The organism is Marivirga sp. (assembly GCF_035704835.1).
Taxonomy (GTDB): domain Bacteria; phylum Bacteroidota; class Bacteroidia; order Cytophagales; family Cyclobacteriaceae; genus Marivirga.
In genome coordinates this window covers 1-26,107 of the sequence record NZ_DASSWQ010000025.1, presented here as the reverse complement: position 1 = coordinate 26,107, position 26,107 = coordinate 1, and the positions used below count along the sequence as shown (strand labels likewise).

General features: G+C 34.3%; 24 protein-coding genes. 13 read left to right on the top strand and 11 right to left on the bottom strand.

Annotated features, from left to right (window positions below):
- Positions 1 to 220 precede the first annotated feature (220 nt).
- Positions 221 to 3,379, bottom strand: a complete 3,159-nt coding sequence (gene leuS / locus VFM92_RS05190; RefSeq protein ID WP_325121131.1) for a leucine--tRNA ligase — start codon at positions 3,377 to 3,379, stop codon at positions 221 to 223.
- Between the two features lie 164 nt (positions 3,380 to 3,543).
- Entirely contained in the window at positions 3,544 to 3,729 is a 186-nt protein-coding gene (locus tag VFM92_RS05185; RefSeq protein ID WP_325121130.1) for a hypothetical protein, read from the bottom strand.
- Between the two features lie 118 nt (positions 3,730 to 3,847).
- On the opposite strand from VFM92_RS05185, the gene VFM92_RS05180 reads away from it, so the two are divergent.
- The gene (locus tag VFM92_RS05180; protein ID WP_325121129.1) at positions 3,848 to 4,345 is read left to right on the top strand and encodes a DUF4920 domain-containing protein; all 498 of its coding nucleotides are present in this window, start codon (positions 3,848 to 3,850) and stop codon (positions 4,343 to 4,345) included.
- 139 nt (positions 4,346 to 4,484) lie between these two features.
- Here VFM92_RS05180 and VFM92_RS05175 read toward each other — a convergent pair whose 3' ends face one another.
- The 3 genes from VFM92_RS05175 to VFM92_RS05165 form a co-directional block, all read right to left on the bottom strand.
- Positions 4,485 to 4,856: a hypothetical protein gene (locus tag VFM92_RS05175; protein WP_325121128.1), complete on the bottom strand. Its 372-nt coding sequence runs from the start codon at positions 4,854 to 4,856 to the stop codon at positions 4,485 to 4,487.
- Positions 4,853 to 7,276 (bottom strand): penicillin acylase family protein, encoded by a 2,424-nt coding sequence (locus tag VFM92_RS05170; protein ID WP_325121127.1) that lies wholly within the window; start codon positions 7,274 to 7,276, stop codon positions 4,853 to 4,855. The genes VFM92_RS05175 and VFM92_RS05170 overlap by 4 nt, the downstream gene beginning before the upstream one ends.
- 289 nt (positions 7,277 to 7,565) lie before the next feature.
- Positions 7,566 to 7,919 (bottom strand): nuclear transport factor 2 family protein, encoded by a 354-nt coding sequence (locus VFM92_RS05165; RefSeq protein WP_325121126.1) that lies wholly within the window; start codon positions 7,917 to 7,919, stop codon positions 7,566 to 7,568.
- A 354-nt stretch (positions 7,920 to 8,273) separates the two neighbouring features.
- Between VFM92_RS05165 and VFM92_RS05160 the strand changes: the two genes are divergently transcribed.
- The 11 genes from VFM92_RS05160 to VFM92_RS05110 all read left to right on the top strand — a co-directional run bounded on the left by VFM92_RS05160 (position 8,274) and on the right by VFM92_RS05110 (position 18,537).
- A complete protein-coding gene (locus VFM92_RS05160) occupies positions 8,274 to 8,966 on the top strand; it encodes a hypothetical protein (RefSeq protein ID WP_325121125.1) in 693 nt (230 codons plus the stop codon).
- Between the two features lie 226 nt (positions 8,967 to 9,192).
- On the top strand, positions 9,193 to 10,485 hold the full coding sequence (locus tag VFM92_RS05155) for an NADase-type glycan-binding domain-containing protein (RefSeq protein WP_325121124.1): 1,293 nt from the start codon (positions 9,193 to 9,195) through the stop codon (positions 10,483 to 10,485).
- A complete protein-coding gene (locus VFM92_RS05150; protein WP_325121123.1) occupies positions 10,482 to 11,264 on the top strand; it encodes a hypothetical protein in 783 nt (260 codons plus the stop codon). The genes VFM92_RS05155 and VFM92_RS05150 overlap by 4 nt, the downstream gene beginning before the upstream one ends.
- A 14-nt stretch (positions 11,265 to 11,278) precedes the next feature.
- Positions 11,279 to 11,728: a GNAT family N-acetyltransferase gene (locus VFM92_RS05145; RefSeq protein WP_325121122.1), complete on the top strand. Its 450-nt coding sequence runs from the start codon at positions 11,279 to 11,281 to the stop codon at positions 11,726 to 11,728.
- A 139-nt stretch (positions 11,729 to 11,867) separates the two neighbouring features.
- Positions 11,868 to 12,296, top strand: a complete 429-nt coding sequence (locus tag VFM92_RS05140) for a mobile mystery protein A (protein ID WP_325121121.1) — start codon at positions 11,868 to 11,870, stop codon at positions 12,294 to 12,296.
- Positions 12,287 to 12,451 (top strand): hypothetical protein, encoded by a 165-nt coding sequence (locus VFM92_RS05135; protein WP_325121120.1) that lies wholly within the window; start codon positions 12,287 to 12,289, stop codon positions 12,449 to 12,451. The genes VFM92_RS05140 and VFM92_RS05135 overlap by 10 nt, the downstream gene beginning before the upstream one ends.
- 270 nt (positions 12,452 to 12,721) lie before the next feature.
- The gene (locus VFM92_RS05130) at positions 12,722 to 13,045 is read left to right on the top strand and encodes a helix-turn-helix transcriptional regulator (protein WP_325121119.1); all 324 of its coding nucleotides are present in this window, start codon (positions 12,722 to 12,724) and stop codon (positions 13,043 to 13,045) included.
- Between the two features lie 8 nt (positions 13,046 to 13,053).
- Entirely contained in the window at positions 13,054 to 16,770 is a 3,717-nt protein-coding gene (locus tag VFM92_RS05125; protein ID WP_325121118.1) for a restriction endonuclease subunit S, read from the top strand.
- Between the two features lie 236 nt (positions 16,771 to 17,006).
- A complete protein-coding gene (locus tag VFM92_RS05120; protein ID WP_325121117.1) occupies positions 17,007 to 17,228 on the top strand; it encodes a helix-turn-helix transcriptional regulator in 222 nt (73 codons plus the stop codon).
- Entirely contained in the window at positions 17,225 to 17,554 is a 330-nt protein-coding gene (locus tag VFM92_RS05115; protein WP_325121116.1) for a HipA N-terminal domain-containing protein, read from the top strand. Before VFM92_RS05120 ends, VFM92_RS05115 begins: the two co-directional genes overlap by 4 nt.
- Complete coding sequence (locus tag VFM92_RS05110; RefSeq protein ID WP_325121115.1) at positions 17,551 to 18,537, top strand: HipA domain-containing protein; 987 nt, start codon at positions 17,551 to 17,553, stop codon at positions 18,535 to 18,537. Before VFM92_RS05115 ends, VFM92_RS05110 begins: the two co-directional genes overlap by 4 nt.
- A gap of 97 nt (positions 18,538 to 18,634) precedes the next feature.
- Here VFM92_RS05110 and VFM92_RS05105 read toward each other — a convergent pair whose 3' ends face one another.
- The 6 genes from VFM92_RS05105 to VFM92_RS05080 form a co-directional block, all read right to left on the bottom strand.
- Positions 18,635 to 19,516, bottom strand: a complete 882-nt coding sequence (locus VFM92_RS05105; protein ID WP_325121114.1) for an alpha/beta fold hydrolase — start codon at positions 19,514 to 19,516, stop codon at positions 18,635 to 18,637.
- 310 nt (positions 19,517 to 19,826) lie between these two features.
- A complete protein-coding gene (locus tag VFM92_RS05100; RefSeq protein ID WP_325121113.1) occupies positions 19,827 to 20,516 on the bottom strand; it encodes an N-formylglutamate amidohydrolase in 690 nt (229 codons plus the stop codon).
- A complete protein-coding gene (locus tag VFM92_RS05095) occupies positions 20,516 to 21,751 on the bottom strand; it encodes a carboxylate-amine ligase (RefSeq protein ID WP_325121112.1) in 1,236 nt (411 codons plus the stop codon). Before VFM92_RS05095 ends, VFM92_RS05100 begins: the two co-directional genes overlap by 1 nt.
- Before the next feature lie 200 nt (positions 21,752 to 21,951).
- Complete coding sequence (locus VFM92_RS05090) at positions 21,952 to 23,415, bottom strand: RimK family protein (RefSeq protein WP_325121111.1); 1,464 nt, start codon at positions 23,413 to 23,415, stop codon at positions 21,952 to 21,954.
- 115 nt (positions 23,416 to 23,530) lie between these two features.
- On the bottom strand, positions 23,531 to 24,232 hold the full coding sequence (locus VFM92_RS05085; protein ID WP_325121110.1) for a peptidase-C39 like family protein: 702 nt from the start codon (positions 24,230 to 24,232) through the stop codon (positions 23,531 to 23,533).
- 121 nt (positions 24,233 to 24,353) lie between these two features.
- The gene (locus VFM92_RS05080; RefSeq protein WP_325121109.1) at positions 24,354 to 25,325 is read right to left on the bottom strand and encodes a calcium/sodium antiporter; all 972 of its coding nucleotides are present in this window, start codon (positions 25,323 to 25,325) and stop codon (positions 24,354 to 24,356) included.
- Positions 25,326 to 25,466: 141 nt separating this feature from the next.
- On the opposite strand from VFM92_RS05080, the gene VFM92_RS05075 reads away from it, so the two are divergent.
- On the top strand, positions 25,467 to 25,691 hold the full coding sequence (locus VFM92_RS05075) for a 30S ribosomal protein THX (protein WP_325121108.1): 225 nt from the start codon (positions 25,467 to 25,469) through the stop codon (positions 25,689 to 25,691).
- The last annotated feature ends 416 nt before the right edge of the window (positions 25,692 to 26,107 follow it).

The window sequence follows — 26,107 nt, the reverse complement described above, 5'->3', positions numbered from 1 at the left end:
CTTGATAATTCTTTCTTCCTTGCATGGCAAAATATAGCAAATAAAATAGACTTATACAACTGATAGTCAGATGTTTATATAGTATATATATATATATACTAAGTCTAAATTACACTACATTTGAGTTGTGCAACAGCCACGAGATGCTAGTTTTGCACCCATCTTCTTCTCTGTCTGTTAACGGTCAGACGCGAAATGCGTCAGACCGCAGTAAAGCTTTTTACACGACAATATTTACAATTTTATTTGGTACGACAATCATTTTCTTAATGGGCTTTCCATCAATCCATTTTTGCACTTTCGGGTTTTCTAATACAGCCTTTTCAATTTCTTCTTTTGGTGCATCAACCGCAAAAGTCATATTATCTCGGTGCTTTCCATTTACGGAAACAGGATAAGTATATTCGTCTTCTTTAATATACGTAGGATTGAATGTTGGCCACCCAGCTTCTGAAATGCTTCCTTCATTACCTAAAAGAGACCATAATTCCTCACAAATATGAGGAGCATAAGGCGCTATAATTCTCACTAAGTCACTTAAAACAGCTTTATTGTTGCATTTTAAATCAGTTAACGTATTCACACAAATCATAAATGTGGAAACAGAAGTATTAAAGGAGAAATGTTCAATATCATATTCTGCTTTTTGAATGGCAAGATGCAAAGCTTTAAGTGCTTCTTTTTTTGGTTCGCCTTCTTCAACTTTGAAATTTTCATCACTATCATGGAATAATCTCCATAGTTTTTTCAGAAATTTAAAAGTACCATCAATTCCATTGGTATTCCAGGGTTTGAATTGCTCCAATGGTCCTAGGAACATTTCATATAATCGCAATGTGTCTGCCCCATATCTTTCAATCACATCATCCGGATTTACTACATTGTATTTGGATTTGGACATTTTTTCGACTTCCGCTCCGCAAATGTATTTTCCGTCTTCTAAAATAAATTCTGCATCAGCATGCTCAGGTCGCCATCTTTTAAATGCTTCTAAATCCAATGCATCATTATGCACAATATTAACATCAACATGAAGACTTTGCGTTTTGTATTGATCTTTTAATCCATGGGAGACAAACTTATTCTCACCTTCAATTCTAAATACAAAATTGCTTCTGCCTTGAATCATTCCTTGATTAATCATCTTTTGGAATGGCTCATCTACGTTGATGTAACCTAAATCATAAAGGAATTTTGTCCAAAAACGGGAATATAATAAATGACCGGTCGCATGTTCAGAACCACCAATGTATAAATCTACATTTTGCCAATATTTTTGCTTTTCCTCATCTACAAATACATTCTTATTTTGCGCATCCATATAGCGGAACATATACCAGCTTGAACCAGCCCAGCCGGGCATAGTGCTTTTTTCTAAGTCAAAGCCCTGTTCCGTTTTCCAGTTTTTAGCTCTCGCCAGTGGTGGCTCACCATCTTCAGTTGGTAAGTATTTATCTACTTCCGGTAATTCCAGTGGTAATTGGTCTTCTTCCAGTAAGTAAGGAATTCCACCTTTGAAATAAACAGGAACTGGTTCACCCCAGTAGCGCTGACGACTAAAAATAGCATCGCGCATTCTGAAATTAATTTTAGCACGACCAATTCCTTTTTCTTGTAAGAAATCGATGGCTTTTAATTGTGCATCTTTAATGCTGAGCCCAGTTAAGAAATCAGAATTAATGATTTTATCATTTTCTACTACTTGCCTAATTGGTAAATCAAAATGCTTGGCAAATGCTTGGTCTCTGTCATCATCGGAAGGAACAGCCATCACCGCACCTGTTCCATATCCTGCCAATACATAATCTCCAATCCAAACAGGTATTTTTTCTTCTGTAAAAGGGTGAATGGCGTAAGCTCCAGTGAATACTCCAGAAACACGTTTTACTTCAGTCATTCTTTCACGCTCGGAACGATTTTTTGCCACGCTCACATATTCTTCTACTTCTTTCTTCTGCTCAGGTGTGGTGATTTTCTCCACTAGCTCATGCTCGGGAGCTAGCACCATAAAGGTAACTCCGTAGATAGTGTCAATTCTGGTGGTAAAAACCTCAATTTTGACCTCTCGCTTTGGTCCCCTCTCCTCCAGAGAGGGGAGAGTTTCGAGCTCACTAATAATTTTATTAATTACTTTTAGTTTCCCTTTTTCAACCTCTGAATTCCAGAATCTGATGACTTTGTAGCCTAGATTATTTAAGTATTCAGTTCTTAATTTATCTAATTCTTCAATATCCTTGTGGTATTCACCATCAATTTCAATAACTAATTTCTTATCAAGACAAACAAAATCGACAATATACTCACCAATCGCATGTTGTCTTCTAAATTTATATCCTAATTTTTTACCTCTAACTAACTGCCAAATTTCATCTTCAGCATCAGTTTGATTTTTTCTGTTATATCGTGCAAATTGTTTTAGCTGTGCCCATATCACAGGATTTCCAGTTTTAAAACCATCTATTTCCCTCTCCGAAGGGGAGGGATTAAGGGAGGGGCTATCAACACGAAAAGCCATTTGCGCTCCAACGGATTTTCCAATCCAGTTGCGTTGCATTTCTTTAACAGGTTCTGGCCAGTCCAAAGTCTCCAATCCTCTTAACAGTCGGTCCGAAAAAGCAGAAATCCTCATGCTCCATTGCATCATTTTTTTACGTTCAACAGGATGTCCTCCTCTTTCGCTATAGCCATCTTTCACTTCATCATTGGACAGTACGGTGCCCAATTCCGGACACCAATTCACTACAGCTTCGGACAAGTAAGCAATCCGGTATTTTAATAATATCTTCTGTTTCTCCTCTTCGGAAAAATTGAACCAATCTTCAGCTGAAAAGGGCTCTACATCCTCATCGCAAGCAGCTTTGACTAATTGGTTTCCTGTTTTTTCAAAATGTTCTTCTAAGACTACAATATGTCTAGCTTTGTCATCTACCAAATCATACCAGCTATTGAAAAGCTGCATAAATATCCATTGAGTCCATTTATAGAAGGAAGGATCACTGGTACGCACTTCTCTTTCCCAATCGTAGGCAAAACCAATGTTTTTCAATTGCTCAATATATCGACTGATGTTTTGCTCAGTGGTGATAGCAGGATGTTGTCCAGTTTGGATTGCATATTGTTCGGCAGGAAGACCGAATGAATCAAAACCCATAGGATGCAATACATTGAAACCTTGCTGCTTTTTATAACGCGCAACTATGTCTGAAGCAATATAACCTAAAGGATGCCCAACATGCAGACCTGCTCCAGATGGATAGGGGAACATATCTAGTGTATAGTATTTTGGTCTGGTGAAGTCGTCTTCTGCTTTAAAAACTTGGTTTTTCTCCCAGTAGGCTTGCCATTTTTTTTCGGTTTCTCTGAACTGATATTCTGACATAATTCTTTATATGTTAATCCTTTGAAGATTTAAATCTGATTGAAATGCAAAATTAAAGCTTTTGCATTGGGAAGGAATTAAATAAGCTAATCTTTTCGGAAAAGGCATAAAAAAAGGTGCTCGAAAGCACCTTTAATCATTAACCAACCAATCACTAACTAAAACTAACTAAAAAATTTCTTGATAATAGGATTCGGTTCTTGCAGCTGTTTATTATGGAACTGCTGCTTTTGAATTTGACTCAAATTTGCATTGAGTTGTGAACCAAGAAGGAAAATCAACACACCTACTATTATTCCTATGGCAAGGAAGAGGTTTCGGTTTCGGCTAATGTTTCTGCTGTTTTCCATTCTTATCCATTTTAAAATTGTTTTACAATGATTATGCCAAAAACTAAAAAGTTGCAATTGTTTTTTTCTTTTTTCTTAACGAGATAAAATGTACCTTCGTATCTAAACTATAGGAATTATGCGAAAATTATTTTTGTCTTTCATTTTATTGTCATTATTCACAATTGCTTGCAATCAAAAAGAGCAATCAGAAGGGAATTCACAAGCTAATGAGGTGTTAAAAGAAGAGTCCTTTTTGGGAGAATCTTTTAAGCTAGAGGAGGAAACTAAATTAATAAATTTGGTAAGTGAAATGGAAAATTCTGATTCTGTAATAGCAACTATAGAAGCTAAGGTTACGGAAGTTTGTCAGGCTAAAGGTTGCTGGATGAAGGTTAATTTACCAAATGGTGAATCAATGCGTGTTACTTTTAAAGATTATGGTTTTTTCATGCCTAAAGATTTAGCAGGAAAGTCTGTGAAGATGCATGGAGTGGCAAAGAAAGAAGAAACTGACGTTGAAACTTTAAAGCATTTTGCTGAAGATGCCGGTAAATCAGAAGATGAAATTGCCCAAATTACTGAACCGAAAATGGATTATAAATTTGTGGCTTCAGGGGTGAAATTATTGGAATAATGGGGTGATTTTACAATTTGCTAATGTTTTAATCAAGCCATATTTTACCCTCTCCTTCATTTTTAAGAGAGTTTTTTTTAAGTACAAGATACAAAAGCATCTACCAATTAGCGGATGCTTTTGTGTTTTTAATGATATTTTATCTATACAAACCTCTGGTTTTATCTCTGCTAAATAATCTGCGAAAGCGAAATCCACTTAAAGTACTAAAGCCACCAATAATTGCAGCAAGTAATCCGGCTATAATTACCATGAATATACCATCACTAAGACCAAATAACTCCGCAATTTTATCAGATAGAATACCATTAGAATCATTGTGAATGATAAAAGCTTGAATTAGCCATAACATACCTAAGCCTATAAAACCACTAAAAAAAGTGTTTAAATTTTTACCTGAAATAATAGCTCCAGCAAAAAAAGCGCAAATTGCCATAGACCACCAAGGAAAATAAAGCAAAGAAAAGTGAGAGGCGATTATAATAATTATCGTTCTGATGATAAATTTCATTTTGCTTCGGGTGTTAAAGTTTGCGTGAAAATAATGTTGTTTAGATCGGATGCGTTGGATTTATTCTCCAATTCATAATATTCTCCATTGCTCCAACTTTCTATTAAATTGTCATAATAATAGCTGCCTGGATTTCCTGATTGACCTCCAGGATATACTCCATAAGCCTTAATGGGTTGTTCCATAGAAACTATCATTCTCCATGATGGTCCGTGCCTTCCCGATGTTGCATTAATTATATGTCTATTTCCGCCAATGCGGATATTTTCTGTGCTAAACGCAGATAATCGAGCCAAATGCTGAACTGTAGTATTTTTAAAATTACTCCAATTCAGTTCTTTTTGATTTGCCGACTTCCAGTTTTCAATTGAATCGACCGCTGATTTAAAGCTCATTTGATACAAATCAGTGATGCTTTCCTTGGTATCAGTTTTTTGATTGTCGATAAACTTTTCGTCAGGATTTCCTTTCAGGATTTCAATCGTTATAGGAAGTTCAGGCCTTCTTACAGCATTTTCTAAACCATAAAATTCATCCCATAAATTTCTGTATAAGTCATCCCATAGTATCTCAAAATAAGTTGGAGCTACTGCATCTTGGTCAGCCATAAAATTCCAATTGGATAGGGCTGCAAATGCTGTTTTTTCAGGCTCAGTCATGTTATTTCGGTCAAGGCTATCTAAAATACTAGGTAGAATTTCTGATGCTAAAAGAGAATAGTTATCATTTTGTAATCGCATCATATCCTCTACAGTTATGTTTTGGAGTGTCTCTAATTTTTTGTTAATTCTTCTATTCCTGTAGTGTTCATAGCCTCTGTCGTAATGATAATAAGGGTAGGTGCTATCTACGGGAATTTGATTAGCGGAACTTAAATAACCCTGCTCAGGATTTTTCATGTAAGCATTGTGTTCTCGTGGAATAAAGCCTGCCCAATCCATATCTGCTCTAGATCCATCCATTATGAATTTACCTTGTTCTTCCCATCGTAATGGGAATTTTCCATTAACCCATAAGGCTATATCTCCATGGACATCTGCATAAGCAAAATTTTGTGCGGGACAATCATAATAAGTCAAAGCTTTTTCGTAATCGTTATAATTTTTGGCTCTGTTTAGCAAATGGAATGTTAATTGCTCATTCGAAGGGTCATGAGCGGTCCACCTTAACGCAAAGTTTGTTTTGCTATTTCCTGGTCTGAAATCTTCATCATAAACAATAGGACCGTGATGAGTGTAATAAATGGTATCATAAAAATTCTCGTCTCCACGAATTTTAAATTCTTGGATTATTTTTTGGGTTTTCAACCATTTTCCATTGTAGAAATATTCTTTCTTTTCTTTATCCTTAAAAGTGATATGGTACCAATCTCTTACATCGCGAGTTGCATTCGTTACTCCCCAAGAAACGTAGTCATTAAAACCAATAATTACGCCTAAAGCCCCTGGTAGGGTAGCACCAAATACATTCACACTTGGTGAATTTAAATGCATGACGTACCAAATAGACGGAAGATTCAATGCCAAATGTGGGTCATTTGCTAATATTGGCTTTCCTGTGGAAGTTTTGCTTCCATGAACTGTCCAGTTGTTGCTACCATTTTGGGGATCTGGCTGAGGAGCTTTATTGTCAGGAAAAACCAATGGAAATTCAATAGAATCAGGTCTTTCCACAGTTTCAGCTTCAAAATCCCACTCCCTACTTTTTGGGATAACTGGGTCAACATTTTCATATCTATCTGGAAACAAGAAATCAAAACGTTCTTTTCCCAGCATTTTTAAAAGTTGTGTGTTTTCTGCATCGCTATCTCCACCTGCTAAATCATTCGCCATGTATTTCAATAATAGTCCTGATTTTAAAGTGGTCCACTTTTCTGGTTTATAATCAAGTAATTTATATTCTATTGGTAAATCTTGATAGCTGAGAGATGCGATGTATTCATTTACTCCTTCGGTATAGGCTTCTAAAATAGGGCCAATAGTTGGGTCTTCTTCCATCATTTTCACTGCTTTTTCAGCTCCATAGAGCAAACCATTTCTCCTTTGATAGCGATCAAAATCTAATCCATCTTTCCCAATAATTTCAGAAATTCTTCCACCAGCTGCATGAGTTTGAAACTCCATTTGCCATAAACGATTCTGGGCAGTTATATACCCTTGTGCCATGTATAAGTCATGGTCATTATTGGCATATATATGCGGAACTAGTATGGAGTCGTAGTAAATCTTAACAGAATCCTGTAGTCCATTTATATAAGGATTTTCTTCAAACCCTATATCCCGATTTTCCGAATTAGCCCAAAAACCGCTGTAGGGGTCAAGGAATTTGCCTAATGGTGGAACTTGCCCCCACTTTTGATCAAGTCCTACAATTAAAGCTAGCGAAATGAGAAAGGGGAAAAGAAATTTTATGAAATTCATAAGGTCTGATGCATTAAGTCACCGCCTAATGTATAAAAAATTGGATTTATAATATAATAGATGGCTATAAAAATGTTGATAGGCTATAAAAGGTGTAAGGAAATACTTGAATTTCCGCTAAAATGTAGAATTTTTATCGAAATAAGTCTGTGCAGCGGTGAAAAAAAGCAAGAGTCAATAAGGAGTTTATTAACGCTAAGGTAGGAGAGAATATACTGAGATGGAATAGGCTGAAATAAATTAAGCAGACCATTTTGGTCTGCTTAATTTATTGTCATTTGTTTTGGGATTAACCTTGGTAGTAAAAACGTTCGTGAACAATTTTACCATTTTCCCATTTTTGTACACCAACTTGCTCCATTTTCACTCTGTTTCCATCCTGAAAAGTCACATCCATTGTAGTTTCATGCATAACCACACCAGCTTCTTCATCAGAAGTAATGGCTTTTACTTCCATTCCATGAAATTCTTTAATCATTCCAAGGAATTCTTCCTCATGCTTTCTGCATTCTGCTTTACCTTTCCAAGTACCTCTAGGTTCAGTGATTACTACATTTTCTCCATAGTATTTATCAAATGCATCTAATAATTTTCCTTCACCCATTAGGTTGTAAATGTCCTGTGTTTTTTCTCTTAGTGTCATAGTTTTTATATTTAATGTAAATACATATATGTATATACATGTAAATGTGATAAAAGGTTTTAAAAAAAGTTAATTAATCTTTGAGATTTGTTTGAAAGGAGCGGAATATGAACTGATTGATAGGACAGAAATTGGAGTCTTGCTTCAACACAGATTGGAGGGAGGTAGTTATTTTGCTTTTCCACTAGCGACAGCTATCAAGCAATGCCCATCAAACATACATCTTAAATAACTTACAAAAGTTCGTATTTTTTTTGCTATTTTTATAGAGAATCTGGCAGATCCCAAGGAATATTCAGAGAAGAGACCTTTTTGCCACTTATTTATTTTAGTAAAAAAATCTAATCCTTATTCATGAAAAACTATCATTCAATAATTCTAAGCGGATTTTTAATTGCTTTTACTGCTTGTTCGGGAACAGAAACTGCTGAAGAAAAGAAAAACTATAGCCTAAGCATTAAGGAAGCCGAAGAAAAGCACAAAGTTTTCACGAACCGGTTCCAAACCAATTATGAAAAAAATTATTTGGACATAGAGGCAGAGAATATACCCTTAAAAGAAATTGTTGGTCTGTTTTATCAGGTAGATACTTCACAAGTGCGTTTTGAAAATCCTAGCCTCAATAAATTTTATCAATTGGAATTTAAGCAAATGGATAGCAGTAAAAGCACTTTAAATAATGCCATAAATCAAATCTCACAAACTTTGGATATCACTATTGATAGCATAAAAAAGACTTCTTATTTAATCACAGTGATGGATACGGTCAAATTAAATGATTACATAAACAAATCGGGTGATGATTACTCAACGAAAATGTTTAATGATGAAGGTATAAAATTAGAAAACCATAAAATCTCAGGTTTAACAGAGATATTAAGAAATCAATATAGCACCATAACAAAATACGAAGGAGAACCGCTGAGAATTGACTACGAATGGGAGAAAGAATCTTTTGAAGAGCTCAAAGAAAAATTAGAAAACGAACTAGGCCTAAATTTTGAGCCCGCAGGAGAAGTGAATTATTATACCATTAAGGAAAATTAAGGGAGTTAAAGTGTTAGTTTTTCAGAGTGAGAATCAGGTAGCCGTTTTCGATTGACCCCTATGTATTTAAGATATATTGTTAATAATTTGCTACATTTATTTAATAATAGCCAAAACCTACCATTCAATTTATATAAAATTTCCTAGGTTTAAGGCTAATAGTAATATCATTTTCAAAATAATAATTTGAGATTCTATGTATTCAAAAGCCTTTTATAATTTAATCATGAGAAGTTTACTGCTTTTAATTATAATAGCTTCCAATTTCAAAGTTTACAGTAATGGAGGGCCAATTGATGGTTCATCAGTCTATAAAACAGGAGATATTATCCTTGTAAATCAGCCAAATATTGAATTATTGCAAGAGGATTTAAAAATCACAATAGATGGGGACTATTCTTTTGTCAGTGTTACCTATAAATTAAAAAGTAATAACTATTCTGATTCTGATATTACTTATGGTTTTCCAATTCAATTTATTCGAGATGAAGTAAATTATGATTTAAAATGGAAGGATGAATATTTGCCATCCATTGAATTTTTGCTTGATGGAGAAAAACTCGAAATTAAGCATCAGGTTGATATTGCAACTCAACATGTAAAAACAGATTATAATGGAGGAATGTCTGCTGAAATGAGAAAAAGCTGGCATGTAGTTGATTTTAATATCCCCAAAGAGAAAACTGTAATTCTAAAGGTGAATTATAAGATTAAAAATGGTTATCAAGATTGGTCAACCACTAAAAACTTTTTTCCTTCATTTGGTGAACGAAAACTGGTCTATGATTTTAGTCCTGCGAAGAAATGGGGTGATGGAACGGTATCCACTCTAAATGTTGAACTTAATGCGAAGGATATAATTGAGAGTGGTGGTTCTATTTCAATTTCTGGTTTAGAATTGACTAATAATGCTGGAATATACTCCTCTACATTTAATAATTTTAATTTGGCACAACCTGATGAATTAGAAATATCATATTCAAATGAAGTAAAGAAATTATCAAACTACATTTTAAATCACAGAGTAAATAAGAAATACATAAAATCCATCACAGCAACTTCTCAGCTTGAAGGGAACTATGAGGTTAATAATTTGACAGATTTAAATTATAATACCGCTTGGGTTGAAGGAAAAAATGGTGATGGAATAGGGGAGAAAATAGTGATTAATTTGGAGGATTACCCATTAGCTGCAATTTGTCTTATTAATGGTTACACCAAAAATAAAGGAACTTATACTACCAACAACAAAATAAAAAAACTCAGAATCGAAAGAGAGATAGTAGATTACGAAGATTCAACAAAAACAAATATTGAAAGCAGGGAAATATTGTTAGATGATCTTGAATTCAAAGAAGTTTCCAATAATAATCTTAGCGAGATGATGAGTATTGTTGAAGATTATGGGGAAGGTTTTTCTAGAGTCCGAAAAATTACTTTAACAATATTGGAGGTACATAAAGGAAGCAAATACTCTGATACTTGTGTTTCTGAAGTACTATTAATGGGTTTTAAATGATCTATCTATTAATATTAGTAAGCTTCTTTGAACCATCAAATAACATAAAAGTAATAGTAAATGAACAGGAATTAACTGAATCCAGTACTGTTTTTGTCAGGCAAAATGATCGAGTAGATTTAATGACAAAAAAACAAGGTAGGTGGGTTTTTTATCAACCTGTATTCAGAGAGTATGATAACCTTAAAAATGGTGCACTTACCATTTCTGAAATCGAGTATCAGATTAAACCACTTAAAAGTGATTTAACAGATCAAATTAGCTTAAAATTTTCATCCGGCACTTATATTATTGGAATTTCAAATAGTGATACTGCTTTGTCAACTTTTGAGCCTTTGCATTTAACGAGAAAAGATATCATTCAAATTGTGGTTAGGGAAGAGGATAGTTATTTAGGCTATTTAACAGAATTAATAGGACTCCCATTTGTTTTGCCTCCAAAGTCATTAGGAGTATACGGACATCAAACTGACTTAAGAGTTGGAACAGATTGTGCTGAACTCGCAATTTATGGAGCTAGAAGAATGGGCTTCAATATTCCTTATTGTGGTCCAAGAGGCATTTTGGATTATGTGGAATTAACTGATGAATTAAAGATGGGAACTATAATTCACTATGGGTATCAAGTTTCAGTGCTGTATGAAGACCATGGTATCCGGGGGGAATTAGATAATGAGGATTTACTAATCCATGCTTACCAAGATAGGGTATCCATTGAAAAATTAGGAGATATAGAGTTGTCTAAGAAAGAATACAAATTGTATAAATGGAAGGAATAAATCTATAATGAAACTTGAAAATAAGACCCTACATAGCCTCCGACAAAGCAGCCGTTCTTCAATTGTTTGATTTGAACACACCCCAATATTTTGATGAAGCGGAAAGAGCAGATTTAATCCATTACCTGGATAATGAAACGGAAGATTACTTTGTAGTGGAGGATGAAGGCGAGATAGTAGGAGCAGGCGGTATTAACAATGAACTACAAAGCAAAACTGCCATAATTTCATGGGATATTATTAAGCCAAACCAACACGGAAAAGGAATTGGTAGAAAACTGACCCAACACAGAATTCAGCATATCAATACAAAGCCTGAAATTGAAAAGATAATAGTAAGAATCTCCCAACATACTGACAAGTTTTACGAAAAAATGGGCTTTAAACTCCTAAAAGTTGAGCAAGACTATTGGGCAAAGGGTTTTGATTTGTATGAGATGGAGCAGTGGAATGTTAAACTGTAATTTTACATTTTTAGAATAATGTCAACTTACCTATTGACATATATTGTAATTTGTCATTTAATATGTTTACATTTATAGTAATTTGTAAACAAATAGCATTACAATAATGAGGAGCAAACGGAAACTTTTAATAGATCAATTGGATCAGAAACTAAGACCTTTTCAAAATGCAGGAATGATTCAACTGCCAGATCGAGGATGGATACATACGATCCGAACCACACTAAATATGACCATGGCTCAACTTGGTGCCAAGCTCAATGTAACCAGACAGGGAGTTAATAAAATTGAAGAAAGAGAGGCTAATGGCACTATAGCAATTAATTCATTGAAGGAGGTAGCTAAAGCCTTGGATATGAAACTTGTATATGCCTTGATTCCAATTGATGGTACGATTGATAACTTAATAGACAAAAAAGCCGAAAAACTGGCAAAAAAGATAGTTTTAAGGACTAATCAGAATATGAAGCTAGAAGATCAGGGAATCGGAGATGAAAAAATCACCGAAACAATAAAGGAACTTGCTGATGAAATTAAACGAGAAGTAAGAAGGTCTTTATGGGATTAGACTTAGAATATCAAGAGGGACAAACGCCTTTAAATGAAGAAGAAAAGGAAGGTTTGAAAATCAAATCAATAACAACTCAAGGAGAGCTTGATCAATTTGAACAACTGAATATTGAGAAAGCAATTGAGTGGACTATCAGCAAGAAATATGGTTAAGGCAGATCAAACTCGAAAAGAATATATAGCCTGTTTGCAGGAGGCTGATATTGGAAATATAAATCCGCTCTTTGAGTTTGCAAAAAATTAAAGCAGAAAGCGCTCCTAAAGTAGAGCAAAACTATTGGGCTAAGGGTTTTGATTTGTATGAGATGGAGCAGCCTAACGAAAAAGTTTAACAATATTTTTTCAATCTAAATTGATAAAATTAATATACATTTTCATATATTGCCACTTTTTAATCAAGTTCAAAATTATCAAGTTTGATTTATGTCAACATTTGGAGAGTATATTAGAAATCAACGAGACAAAAAAGAGATGACTCAGGATAAGCTCTCTAAACTTTTAGATATTCCATATACAGATGTAAGTAAAATTGAGAATGGGAAAAAGAAATTCAAATTTGACAAGTTACCTGACTTAGCTGAAATTTTGAATATTGACTTACAGGAATTGAAGGATTTATACGGAGCAGATATCATGATTGAGCAAAAGAAAAAATATGAATGTTCTGATAAGGTTTTTTTCGTGGCAGAAAAACAGGAAAATTATTTAAGAAACAAAAGTGCTAAACAAGGGAATTTGAAATTCTAATAGTAATTATGGATTACAAAATACTCATACAGATATTAGGATTTATACCTAAAGAGAATACTTCGGGTATTTTTCATAAAAAATACAATGGCTACGTCATTGAGATTGATTTTGAAAACTCCATTTTCAATTTCGGAAGTAAAGTTAAAGGCGAAAGTAAAACCACTCAAAATTTCTCACAATCTGAAAATTGGGTAGTGTTAGAATGTGTGGATAGGCTTCTAGAAAAGGGTTATCCACCGCAAAATATAGTTTTGGAAAAAACTTGGAGAACAGGACACGGTACAAGCGGTAGGTTAGACGTTTTAGTAACTCGAGATAATGGTTCGGCCTACTTGATGATTGAATGCAAGACTTGGGGAGCGGAATTTGAGAAAGAATTCAAAAATTTAGAACGAAATGGTGGTCAGCTTTTTACTTACTTCCAACAAGATAAAGATGCAGATATTTTGATGCTTTATACTTCTCAATTTCAAGGAAACAGCATAGAGTATAAAAATTTTATAGTAAAAGTTGAAGATGATTACCGTCAAACTGGAAATGTAAAAGACTTTTTTGAACGTTGGAATAAATTGCCTAAAACCAATGGTATTTTTGAAAGTTGGGTAACACCCTATGAATTTCAAAGTAAGGCTTTAACCAAAAACGACTTAAAAGTTTTAAAACAAGAGGACAGTAGTTTTATTTTCAATCGCTTCTTGGAAATATTGAGACATAATGTAGTTTCTGACAAGCCAAACGCATTTAATAAAATATTTACTCTTTTCCTTTGCAAAATTGTTGATGAAAATAGAAATCCTGACGAGCAATTGCATTTCCAATGGCTTGAAGGAGAAGACAATCATATTTCATTTCAAAAAAGATTGACTGACCTTTATAACAGAGGAATGCTTGAGCTTTTGGAAAAGAAAGTTACAGATGTAAGCGACAGCGAATTTGACAAACAGTTTTTACAAGTAGAAACGCAATACAAAGACAAGTTCAAAGAAATATTAACGGAAATCCGACTTAAAAAGAACAACGAATTTGCAATTAAAGAGGTGTATGATGATGCTTCTTTTGAGGAAAACGCCAAAGTAGTGAAGGAAGTCGTTGAACTTCTTCAAGTTTATCAAATACGCTATAATTATCGTCAACAGTTTTTAAGTGATTTCTTTGAATTACTCTTAACTACGGGTTTAAAACAAGAATCAGGACAGTTTTTTACTCCTGTTCCTATTGCCCGTTTCATTATTAAGAGTTTACCATTTAAAGAAATAACAGCTCAGAAAATTGAACAAGGAAACAAAAATGACTTGCTACCAACAATAATTGATTATGCAGCAGGAAGCGGACATTTCCTCACAGAATCAATGGAAGAAGTTCAAACTTACATAGATGCTTTAGACGAAAGTAAATTTAATCCCACAACCCAAAGAGCCATAAAAAAATGGAAAGAAGACCAATTTGATTGGGCTGAAGATTACGTTTACGGAATTGAAAAGGATTACAGACTTGTTAAAACCGCCAAAGTAAGTTGCTACTTACACGGTGATGGTTTGGCAAAAGTGATACACGGTGATGGTTTGGGTGATTTTGCAACTTCAAAGGAGTTCAAAGACTTATTGAAAGAAACCGACAAAACCTATCCGCAAGACAACAAGCAATTTGATATTATCATTTCAAATCCGCCTTACTCCGTTTCGGCTTTTAAAGGATTAATGGATGAAGAAAAAGCGAAATTAGGTTTTGAATTATACAACCGTCTCACCGACCAAAGTTCTGAAATAGAATGTTTGTTTATTGAAAGAACTAAGCAATTACTAAAAGATGGCGGTGTAGCAGGTATCATTTTACCGAGTAGTATTTTGAGCAACACAGGCATTTATTCGCAAACCAGAGAAATACTATTTAAGCACTTTGAAATTTTAGGAATTGCTGAATTAGGCTCTAATACCTTTATGGCAACGGGAACAAATACCGTTACATTGTTCCTAAGACGCAGAAATAATGCAGATGCTTATAATGTTGAAGAAGCTATCAAAAAATGTTTTGTAAGTCTGCAAGATGTAACCATAAACGGCATTGAAAAACCAATTGCAAAATATGTAGCTCACGTTTGGGATACGATTTCTTTTGAAGATTATAAAACACTCTTGCAGAAATCACCAAACAAAAACATAGAGCAACACGAAATTTATAAAGAATACACCAAGAAAATAAAAGCTAAAAACGAAGCAGAGTTTTGGACAAACATACTAGCCCTTGAACAAGATAAATTGCTTTATTTTATTTTGTCATATCCTCAAAAGTTGGTTTTGGTAAAAACAGGCGAGAAAAACGAAGAAAAACGCTTCTTAGGTTATGAGTTTAGCAACCGTAGAGGTAGCGAAGGCATACACCCTATACAAAGAAGTAAAAGCATTGACGAGTGTACTCAATTGTATGATGCCGATAGTTTTACCAACCCCGAAAAAGCCAGCACCTACATTTACAAAGCTTTTAATGGTGAGTTTGATTTAGACTTACCAGAAAATTTACAGCAAAATGTAAGCTACTATAACTTGGTGGATATGTTCACTTTTGACCGAGTGGACTTTGAAAAGAACATTTCACTTTCTGCTAAAAAAAAAGTAAAGTTTGATGATGTTTGGAATACTTCCAATTTAGTTTTTTTGAGCGAAGTAGCCGAAATTCAAAAAGGAAAAACTATCACCGAAGCAAAAGCTATTAAAGGAAATATTCCTGTAATTGCAGGTGGACAAACACCAGCATATTTTCACAATGAATCAAATAGAGACGGAAATATTATAACTGTTAGTGCTTCGGGTGCTTATGCAGGATTTATTAACTACTTTGAAAGACCAATTTTTGCTTCTGATTGCAATACAATTAAGTCAAGAGATGAGAAAATAATTTCTACAAAATTGATTTTTCATTTTTTGAAATCAATTCAAAAAGAAGTTTATAAACTACAAAGAGGGCAAGCACAACCTCACGTTTATGCTGATGATTTATCAAAAGTAAAAATCCCTCTCCCACCTATTGACATTCAGAAAAAAATAGTTTCTGAAATTGAATCAATGGAAAAGCAGGAGCAAAAAGCTGTTGAGGAGATTGAGAAACTTAGAAAATCTGTAGGTAATACAATCAATAACTCAAAAGCTACTTTAACAAAATTAGAAGACATTACCACAAAAATCGGGAGCGGTGCTACTCCAAAAGGTGGCGAAGGTTCTTATCAATCAAGTGGTATAAGTTTAATTAGAAGTCAAAATATTTATGACTATGGTATGATTGAGAAAGGACTTGCTTTCATTAGCGAAGAGCAAGCCCGAAAACTTGATAACGTAACTGTAGAGAAAAATGATATTCTTTTCAATATTACAGGAGCTTCAATTGCAAGATGTTGCATAGTTGAGGACAAATACTTACCAGCAAGAGTAAATCAGCACGTTTCAATAATTAGGACAAACGAAAAAGCACTTCCTATATATGTTCACGCAATTTTAGTCAGTCCAGAGTACAAGGAAAAATTGTTGGAAATTGGCAACGGGGCAACATCAAGACAAGCCATTACAAAATTGCAATTGGAAGAATTTAAAATTCCTTTACCGACTATTGAAAATCAAAAAAAAATAGTTGCAGCAATAGAGAAGATAGAAGCGAAAACAACTGAATTGGAAAAACAGATAGCAGACATTCCAAAGCAGAAAGAGAAAATCTTGAAGAAGTATTTGGAATAATAGGAATTACTATTATTTTTCATCCACATAATTATCATTTTAAGAGAGATTCTTAACCTAGCACCGTTGCTGCCATACTCAACCACCTCGTAGATAATCTCTAGATAGTACATCATAATACACTATTTACCTAAATAGTATCCCGTCTTAACTAAAAATTGCTCTTAAGTGCATTAAAATACACTTTTATTGTTTTTATCTCAAATTTTCTTTACTTTTGATACAAATAGAGCGTTATGTTGCACTTTTTAGAACTAATTGAGACCATTAAAGAGCGGAGAGAAATGCTGCAAGTAAACCAAGAAATGCTTGCAGAACTATCGGGGGTAAGCTTGAGAGCCTTAAAGCAATTTGAAAGTGGAAAAGGCAATCCTACTTTGAAAACCATTAGTAAATTAGCTGATGCACTAGGTTTAGAATTGACTTTGAAGGTAAAAACTTTAAACGCTAACAAATGAGGCAGGCTAAAGTACTTTACAAAAATGAAGAAGCAGGCTTGCTTAGCCAGTTAGATAATGGAAGCTTTGTATTTCGCTACCATGATGCTTGGTTTAATACCGAAGATAAACCTGCGATTAGCCTTACATTGCCTAAAAATCAGCAGGAGTATACCTCATTGCATTTATTCCCATTTTTCTACAATATGTTGCCGGAAGGGAACAATAAGCAAGTGGTTTGCCATGCTATGCACATTGATCAAAAAGATGATTTTGGTTTATTGCTCACAACTGCAGCAAATGACACTATAGGAGCCGTTCAAATTATTAAAATAGATACGGTATGAGTTTGTCCGATATCCAATATTGTCCAGGAACTCTAAAAGAAGGGCATCAAGGCTATTCATCTACTGCTTTGAAGCGTGTTTTTAATGGCAGGAAAGTAAGTAATGTTCTTCCTTATCAATCTCCAGCTTCAAATGATGTTTCGGCTGAACTATTTGAAGATAACCGTAAGAGGATGTCAATTTCAGGTGTGCAAGTAAAGTTTTCGGTTTTGTTGGAAAAGAATAAACTGCGCCTCATTAAAGAAGGGGAGCAAGGACAATACATTCTTAAACCCATTCCGAATGCGGGCAAAAATCCTTATCATATGCCTGCAAATGAACATTTAACGATGCAAATAGCAAGGCAAGTGTATTCAATTGAAACAGCTGAAAACGCGCTTATTTTCTTTAGTAATGGAGACCCAGCTTATATCACTAAACGATTTGATGTGAAGGAAGATGGCTCGAAAAAAGCTCAAGAAGATTTTGCATCCTTAGCGAAAAGAATGCCGCAAACGCATGGAGAACATTATAAATATTTGGGTAATTACTATGAGTTATTTGAACTGCTGAAAAAATATGTTCCGGCTTATCGCGTGGAAGCACCAAAACTTTTTCGACTAATTCTGTTCAACTATTTGTTTTCCAATGGAGATGCTCATTTTAAAAACTTTTCACTAATACAAACAGATTTGGGAGATCATAAATTGAGTCCGGCTTATGATTTACTTAATAGCCGTATGCATATAGAAGATAAAGATTTTGCCTTGGATGAGGGCTTATTGCCTCCAGCTCTAACAAAGGGAAAGTTGCATGAACAGTTTTACTTACTGGGTGAACTAGCTGGAATTAATACAAAAATTATCAATGGTATTTTTTCTTTGCTAACATCCAAAAAGGAAGAGGTACTTGGCTTGATTAGTAACTCTTATTTATCTGAAAAATTAAAACGAAATTACGAACAGGCTTACTTAACCCGTTTGAATAAACTTAATAGGGATTGAAAAAGTAGGTTAAATGTACTGCGATTTAATAGTTGAAACAGTCTATGTCTTGTCCTAAAATAGCTTTACATAAATAAAGCTAAACGCGAGCTAAGTTTCAATCTCTCAACCATTCCAGCACCTCCAGAAAATGATCATCCTTAGCATCCCTGTGTGTTAGTAAATTAATGTGGTCATAATCATTTTTATAACCTTGATTTTTGCCAATTACTTTAAAAGTGAAATTGTTCTGATTACCGAGTTCTTTTAAGAAACGTTTGCAGTCTATGGGGTGACCAGTATGTGTATCGCCAGCGCCAGTGATGGAAAGTATAGGGGGTAAGCTTTTACTTTGTAAGGCAGCTGCATAATCAAAGCCATTCCTAAGGTCTTTCCAGTCTCGGGAGCGTACCCATTTATTCACTTCCAAAAAGTAGTCCTTCGCTTCATCCGCACTGCCGATATTGTATTTTTTTGCAGGCAAGTAGCCTTTGGTCTTGGTAATCAACGTGCAAATGCCTAGCCAAAGGATATTTACATTGATCCACTTTTTCAGATTCTGAACTCGTATATCTCTTTTACTTGCAAAAAAAACGATTGATTTTAAATCGGGAGCATCATTTTTCGCCAGATAAGCCATGAAATGTACTCCTCCCCAACTATGTGAAATCCAGTGTTCGGGTTCTTTGCCGGTATTGTCTTTTATTTTTTCAATGAAATCAGGAATATCTTCCTCAAAAGCAGAGGTATGTCCGAAATTATTATGAACACTCGGGTGAGGAGTACTTTTGCCTCTGCCTCTTAAGTCAGCTACAAACACATTAAAACCGTTTTCTGCTAAAAAAGGGGCAAGACCTTTACCCGACTTGGAATAAAATATTTTCCCGTCTTCTATGCTACCATGGACTAAAAAGACGGAGGGAGCATTTTTAACTGTCCAAAAGTGTTTGAGATGAAGTTTGTAATCTTCCTTTTCAATAAATAGACTTTCTGATTGCATGCTTGAAATTATAGAAAAAGTATTAGGCATGCATAATAAACCACAAGAATATTTTCATTACCAGCCATAGGCTGTATTTTAACCGCAAAGTTGCACGGAGATTTTCACTAAGGATATGAATGGAAGATTCCGTTTTCACCCAATATTCTATCTGATAAAACATCAGGACAGAAATAAGATAGCACAGTGCGTGATTGCGAATCCCTGTATGGTGAAGCAATCTCTATTTTTACTAGTTTAAGATTATTTAGTTCCTCGCAATGAGAGCTGAACTGGATTAATTCGTAATTCCCAAATTGATAAATCGTAATTATTTCCTTCTGTGATAAGATATTGGTGGGAAGACCCAATTGCTAATCTGGTGCATTGGATACAAATCCATTAATTTGGTATTTACTTCCAGTTCCAAGCCGGCATAATTCTCATTATATTTCCCTCTAAAATAAGTGGTTAATCCATCATCTGTGCCTTTGTAGGGGTAATTGAATTTCACGCGCCAAGTGTCCATTTTTTCATCTATACTGGCTTTCCAAGCTTCAGCAAAACCTTGCTCCAGCTTATTTGCAGGATCAAATAAAATACCGATTTCTGTTTTTCTCACCTCACCGTTTAAAATGGGTGTGAAACTATGGAACGAAAGATGAATTACCTGATGGTTATGTTGAAGATATTGTTCTATCTTTCTTTCTAATCTGTTTTTATAAGGTAAATAATATTCTTCAATTAACTGATGATGAACTTCCTGTGGCAGAGATTTGGTAAATTCAGAGAATAATTCTTGATGCCCCAACGTTCTATTACATTCAATTAGTAATCGACTTACGGAATTATCAATAAGCTTAAAGTCAGCTCTTCGGCTGATGTATTTTGCAATTTCTAAAGCACCTTTGTCCCAACCTCTATGACTTTGTAGTACTGTTTTTTGTCCAGTAAAGTAGGATTGGTAAGGTTCGGGGATTTCATAACCCCCGTGCTCACAACTGAAAATGAACTTTGTCATTATCTTAGCTCATAAAGCTTATTATCTGCCAAACAATTAACTAAAACCGCATATTCCTTTTTAATATTATCCACGGACCAGTCTTTTCCTTTCAGGTTTTCTAAAATTCGCTGCGATAAGTTTCCATTGTTCAAGATATGTTGAATAATAGCTTTTTTATCATCTGCCATGTAAACCTGTTTTAAAATATGCTTCCAGATATCCTCAATGCTAATTTCCTTTTCTTTCCCTAAATCGAAAAATCTAAGATACTCTTCACTGGAAATAATAGTTTTTCCACCTTTTTCTAAAGCCATTCTGTAAACGTCATATAGCTCATATTCATCTATTGGGTTGTGCTGTTTTATTTGTGGAATAACAAATTTCAGCGCTTGTACCACAAATTCAGCTAAAGCGATATCAGCTGCTGGGCATTCTTGCAAATCAATGATTCGGATTTCTATAGCGTTTCTGTCAAATCGGGCGATAGCACCTCTTGAATTCAACCATTCGTGCTGGAGACTTTTATCTTTATCAAATGGAGCGATATCCTGAAATATTCTTTTGAAAATAACTTCTTCATATTCTGCTTTATTCGCTACCGATTCCGGGATTACTTTCCCAGTAATGGATGGAATTTTCTTTTGGTTTTGCTCATAGAATGCCAATCTATTATCTAGAATTTCTGACTTCTGTCCCTCAAAAATAGGAGAAGAGGCACTTAAAGCAGGAATTAATGGCATAATATGCCTGATGGCTTCATGTAATAAATAGAATTCCTCATCATTTGCGAAAGGCAAATTGATATGCATACTCTGCAAATTTCCCCATCCATGCCCTTTGCAATCAAATATTTGATTGTATCTGCTGTAAATCTCATTCCTCTCGTGAGGCCAAAGTTTTACATCCTTTATTGGATTAAATAAGGGGTGCATGGCAGTGGGCATCAATTGAGCATCCATTGGCTCTAAAATCTGATTGATTTCTATTATGTTCTTATGAAAATCCTGTGCCAATCCTTTCACTTCTGGCATAGGATCTGTCGTTTTTAATTCTAATACGTGTAAAACCAATTCATTAGACCAGCTAATCGTGCCATTTTCTAGCTCATCGGTAATGTGTCCTAATTTTTTTAATATCAATTGGTCTGAAATAGGGGCAGGCATTAATGTATTGCGGTTCACAATCATGTATTCCAGCTCTATTCCTATGCATTCAAATAGGGAGAAAGGCTTGGTTGGGTTATTTGCTTCCATGTTATTATATGAAATTTATTATTCTAATGATTTTAAATGGGTATTAATGTTAAGTCTACTTCGATATTGATTTTCGAACTAAAGAAAATTAGAATTTCCTCATAAAACGGTGCAGGCTGTGTCAGAAAATTAAAACGTAATTTTTAAAGTTTTAATTTTCCAGGATTGTCCGCTTTGCTTTATTGGCATTCTAACCCATTTTAGTTGAGTATCACCTGTTTTGATTTTTGAATGCGACTTAAAAATACATCCATGATTTTACTGTACAATTTATCTTTAAGAACAGCATCTTCTATACCCGTGTCAATATTTGGGTTATCATTGATTTCGATTACAAAAAATTTATTGCCTTTTTGTTTGATGTCCACCCCGTAAAGACTTTCGCCAATTAATTTAGATAATTTTTCAGCCGTTTTAATCAATGCAGGTGGTGCCATTTCTACGGGCATAGTCTCAACTTTACCGTACTGGCCATTTTTATTCCAATTGACAATTTGCCAATGTTCTTTACTCATATAGTATTTACAAGCATAAATTGCCTCTCCATTGAAAACACCAACTCGCCAATCGAAATCTGTTTGTAAAAATTGCTGTCCTACAATCAAATCAGATTTTTCAAACAAATCAGTTACTTTCTTTTTGTATTCATTCATATTCTCAGCTTTACTTACGCCTTGACTAAAAGCACTGTCTGGCTGCTTTAGAATGATAGGGAATCCTAGAATATCTGGCGCTATACTGATATTATCTTTATGAATAATTAGAGTTTCAGGAGCATCAATTTGATGCATTTTTAAAAGCTCTGCTAAATAAACTTTATTGCTGCACTTAATAATGCTTTCAGGATCATCCACTACTACTAATCCTTCAGCATTTGCACGCTGTGCAAATCGGAAAGTATGATGATTTACGGCTGTTGTTTCCCTAATAAACAAAGCATCATAGGAAGCAAGCGTACTGTAATCATCTTTGGTGATTAAATTTGCTTGTATCCCTTTCTGGCTTGCAGCCTTAATAAATTTTTGCAAAGTCTTTTCAGAACTTGGAGCAGTTTTTTCCAATGGGTCCCATAAAATGGCCATGGAATAAGCAGCTGTTGTACGTTCAGGCACACTGAATTTTTTAGCTTCGAAGTATTTTTTCGTAGCCTCTTCTACAAAGGGTTGGTGATCTTCAGGTATGTCACCAGATGCAATAGGTGAAATATTCTGGATGGTCCATTTCCCATCTCTCAATGCGAAGTGAGCACGGATAAATGGTGATTGAAACAAGTTGAATAGTTGTAAACTTAAGCCGTCATATTTCTTGGAAAGGTTTTTTCCGAAATAGATACTCAAAATAAACTTTTCAGATTTTATATCTTTCAGAGATTTCTGAATCAATGAATCCAGTTCTGTTGATAATATTTTAACGACAGATAAGGTTTTCATCTCCTGGATTGTATTAATACTGGGAATAGCTTTATGCTTTCTGGCTGCAGCTAGTAGAGATACATAATATCCAGTGTTTTGATATTTATAATCTCGGCAGAGGTTAAAAACTCTGGCATTTTTCAATTTTGAATAAACAGGATTAGTCAGGTACTGTTTTCCCGTGACAACTTCTACATCTTTGATGTCAAAATCCCAATCTTTTAGGCTTGTGACGGTTATAATAATTTTCATGCGTATTTACTTTTTTAAGGTTATTTGCCGAAAGGGAGTCCCTTTGGCAGAATCTTTAATTAAAAATTTAAATTCTATAGAAACAAAATTTGAATCTAAATTTTTAATGTCGATTTCATTTTTTTATAATTAACAAATTTGCATCATATGTGATTACACCTAGTAGTATGGCACAAATAAGGTGGTCAATATTTACAGAATAGTTTTGAGTTTCAAAAGGATTGGCATGCAATGGATCTGAAACCATTATTGTTTCTGTTTCATGGTTTATACCACTTAAAACTACAAAATGGCCAGATGGTTGCCCTCTAATATCATCGTAAAAAACAGGCTCATCACCAAATTCTCTTTTCTCATTGTACAGATAAGTTGCACTTAGTCCAGTTAAAATAGGAATGTCTTGAATCAAATAAGATTGTAGTAAATTTTTATTTAATGTTTTATAAGTAATTTTTCCTCCTTTTTCAAGAAAGTGAATGTAGGCTAATGAAGCTTGCTTGAATTTGGGTGTTTTCTTGAATTTAAGCTGGTCTTTTAACTTTTTGATTAAATCAATTGACTCGTCTTGAAACCAACTTGGATCAAAAATTTTAAGATTGAAAGTTACTATTTCAGCTTCAAATCCATTTTTAAGTGCGTCTATTCCTAGCATTACTGCTAGCGTGCCACCAGATTTCAAATATTCAATGGAATCTATTACTTTTTCTAAGCTTATATCTTCATTAAAATAATTGTAAACAGCATGTAAACTTGTGGGTCCGCAGGTGCTGTCATTAGGTTGTCTGGATATGTCCAGTCGAAGTGTATTGTTTTTCAAAATAGTTGTTCAAAATTGAATCGATAACGCTGTAATTTACGATTAGTTTCTTTTAAATAGTTTATTTTAGAGATAATTAGAAATATAATATAAGCATCTGAAATACAGAATGTTAAAAGGTTTATTTTCTTATGAAAATATATCCCATATATGCAATAAAGGTTATCAAGTATAAAATGGCTTCCCAGCGGTCAAGTTTTTTGTTTTTTAGGGTGAACATAAAGATGAAAAGCATGATAGAACCACCTATTAAAACATAAAAATCAAAGTTCATTTCAGTGTTGAAATTCAATGGTTTTACTAGAGAGTTTACGCCCAAAATAAAGGTAAAATTAAATATATTCGATCCTATTACATTTCCAATAGCGATATCTGCTCTATTTCGGTATGCGGCAACAGCGCTGGTTGCCAATTCTGGTAAAGAGGTACCAGCCGCAATAATGGTTAATCCAATTAATTTTTCACTCAGTTGAAAACTTCTGGCAATATCAACTGCATTATCTACTACTAATTTTCCTCCTATAACTAAACCTGCTAATCCGCCTAAAATCATTAACAAGGTAACCCAGTTACTGTAAATCTGGATTTCATTTGGCATATCCAAAGCATGATTATTATTTTTCACGTTTCTAAAGACATAATAGATAAAACCTATGAATAGGGACATAAGAATTAAGCCATCAATAATACCTGTACCATTACTTTCACTTCCAAAGAAAAATGAATCGTTAACAAGGATAAAAAGAATGATAACAAGTGCCATGCTAAAAGGAATTTCCTTCCAGACGGTTTCGGACTGCACGATTAGAGGCCTTATTGTGCCGGCAATTCCCAAAATAAGAAAGAGGTTAAAAATGTTACTTCCGATCAAGTTTCCAAAAACGACATCATCTAAACCTTGCGAGCCTGATACCAAATTAACTACCAACTCAGGGGCAGAGGTACCCATGGCAACTATGGTTAAGCCGATGGCTATTTCTGAAACATTAAACCGTTTGGCAAAAGAGGAAGCACCATTCACCATAAAATCAGCTCCCTTTATCAATAATATAAATCCTAATATTATTAATCCCGTATCTAGTAACAATTCCAAATTAAAGAAATATTATATGTTTGCTCACCAAGTTAGTATAAGTATTTATATTGGGAAACAAGAATTATAAATTATTGCGAAAATAATTTAAATATTCCTATTTTAGGATTTAGAATTAATTACATAATAAAAATTACAACTATGGGAAAAGGAGATAAGAAATCGAAAAAAGGTAAAATATTCAAAGGTAGTTTTGGAAATAGTAGACCTAGACCAAATGCTGATAATGAAAAATTAGCGGCAAGCTCTAGTAAACCTAAAGAAGAGAAAAAGGCTGATGCAGCTAAGAAAGCAGCTCCAGAGAAGAAAACTTCTACTGCCAAAAAAACAACAGCTAAGAAAAAAACTGAAAAAGCTGATAAATAATTTTGCTAATTTAAATTTGGCGTTTACTTTTGTGGAAATGCTAAACAGAAATACAAATATCAACTGGTGGTGGACTTCTAATATTTAGAAGACAGCATTAGTATATAAAATATTCTAAACCTCGCTGTCAAGTGAGGTTTTTTTTTGAATAAAGATTATTAAAAAATGATCAAATTAAATAACGCATGGTGGTGGCAAAAGAAAACATCTAAAATCGGATGAAAGGATATGCCATGCTCAATAGCGAACAAAAAGGCTTACCGGACGTCCGGTAAGCCTTTTTTGTGTGTCAGGCATGGTCATCATGCTATAGGGTGCAAGTCCCGAACGAGAGTTACAGTACTTATCGTTAGCCAATAGCAAGGGTGTCGTGGGCGACTGCGAATCTGAAAGAAGCTGGCGGCAAATATTCGAGC

What these genes read in the sequence shown, in the direction of transcription:
- VFM92_RS05155 (WP_325121124.1), top strand. Translation starts at nt 9,193, where the DNA reads ATGAGAAGTTTACTGCTTTTAATTATAATAGCTTCCAATTTCAAAGTT.
- VFM92_RS05175 (WP_325121128.1), bottom strand. Translation starts at nt 4,856, where the DNA reads ATGAAATTTATCATCAGAACGATAATTATTATAATCGCCTCTCACTTT.
- leuS (WP_325121131.1), bottom strand. Translation starts at nt 3,379, where the DNA reads ATGTCAGAATATCAGTTCAGAGAAACCGAAAAAAAATGGCAAGCCTAC.
- VFM92_RS05125 (WP_325121118.1), top strand. Translation starts at nt 13,054, where the DNA reads ATGGATTACAAAATACTCATACAGATATTAGGATTTATACCTAAAGAG.
- VFM92_RS05120 (WP_325121117.1), top strand. Translation starts at nt 17,007, where the DNA reads ATGTTGCACTTTTTAGAACTAATTGAGACCATTAAAGAGCGGAGAGAA.
- VFM92_RS05160 (WP_325121125.1), top strand. Translation starts at nt 8,274, where the DNA reads ATGAAAAACTATCATTCAATAATTCTAAGCGGATTTTTAATTGCTTTT.
- VFM92_RS05150 (WP_325121123.1), top strand. Translation starts at nt 10,482, where the DNA reads ATGATCTATCTATTAATATTAGTAAGCTTCTTTGAACCATCAAATAAC.
- VFM92_RS05180 (WP_325121129.1), top strand. Translation starts at nt 3,848, where the DNA reads ATGCGAAAATTATTTTTGTCTTTCATTTTATTGTCATTATTCACAATT.
- VFM92_RS05130 (WP_325121119.1), top strand. Translation starts at nt 12,722, where the DNA reads ATGTCAACATTTGGAGAGTATATTAGAAATCAACGAGACAAAAAAGAG.
- VFM92_RS05110 (WP_325121115.1), top strand. Translation starts at nt 17,551, where the DNA reads ATGAGTTTGTCCGATATCCAATATTGTCCAGGAACTCTAAAAGAAGGG.
- VFM92_RS05185 (WP_325121130.1), bottom strand. Translation starts at nt 3,729, where the DNA reads ATGGAAAACAGCAGAAACATTAGCCGAAACCGAAACCTCTTCCTTGCC.
- VFM92_RS05075 (WP_325121108.1), top strand. Translation starts at nt 25,467, where the DNA reads ATGGGAAAAGGAGATAAGAAATCGAAAAAAGGTAAAATATTCAAAGGT.
- VFM92_RS05105 (WP_325121114.1), bottom strand. Translation starts at nt 19,516, where the DNA reads ATGCAATCAGAAAGTCTATTTATTGAAAAGGAAGATTACAAACTTCAT.
- VFM92_RS05135 (WP_325121120.1), top strand. Translation starts at nt 12,287, where the DNA reads ATGGGATTAGACTTAGAATATCAAGAGGGACAAACGCCTTTAAATGAA.
- VFM92_RS05100 (WP_325121113.1), bottom strand. Translation starts at nt 20,516, where the DNA reads ATGACAAAGTTCATTTTCAGTTGTGAGCACGGGGGTTATGAAATCCCC.
- VFM92_RS05090 (WP_325121111.1), bottom strand. Translation starts at nt 23,415, where the DNA reads ATGAAAATTATTATAACCGTCACAAGCCTAAAAGATTGGGATTTTGAC.
- VFM92_RS05165 (WP_325121126.1), bottom strand. Translation starts at nt 7,919, where the DNA reads ATGACACTAAGAGAAAAAACACAGGACATTTACAACCTAATGGGTGAA.
- VFM92_RS05170 (WP_325121127.1), bottom strand. Translation starts at nt 7,276, where the DNA reads ATGAATTTCATAAAATTTCTTTTCCCCTTTCTCATTTCGCTAGCTTTA.
- VFM92_RS05115 (WP_325121116.1), top strand. Translation starts at nt 17,225, where the DNA reads ATGAGGCAGGCTAAAGTACTTTACAAAAATGAAGAAGCAGGCTTGCTT.
- VFM92_RS05095 (WP_325121112.1), bottom strand. Translation starts at nt 21,751, where the DNA reads ATGGAAGCAAATAACCCAACCAAGCCTTTCTCCCTATTTGAATGCATA.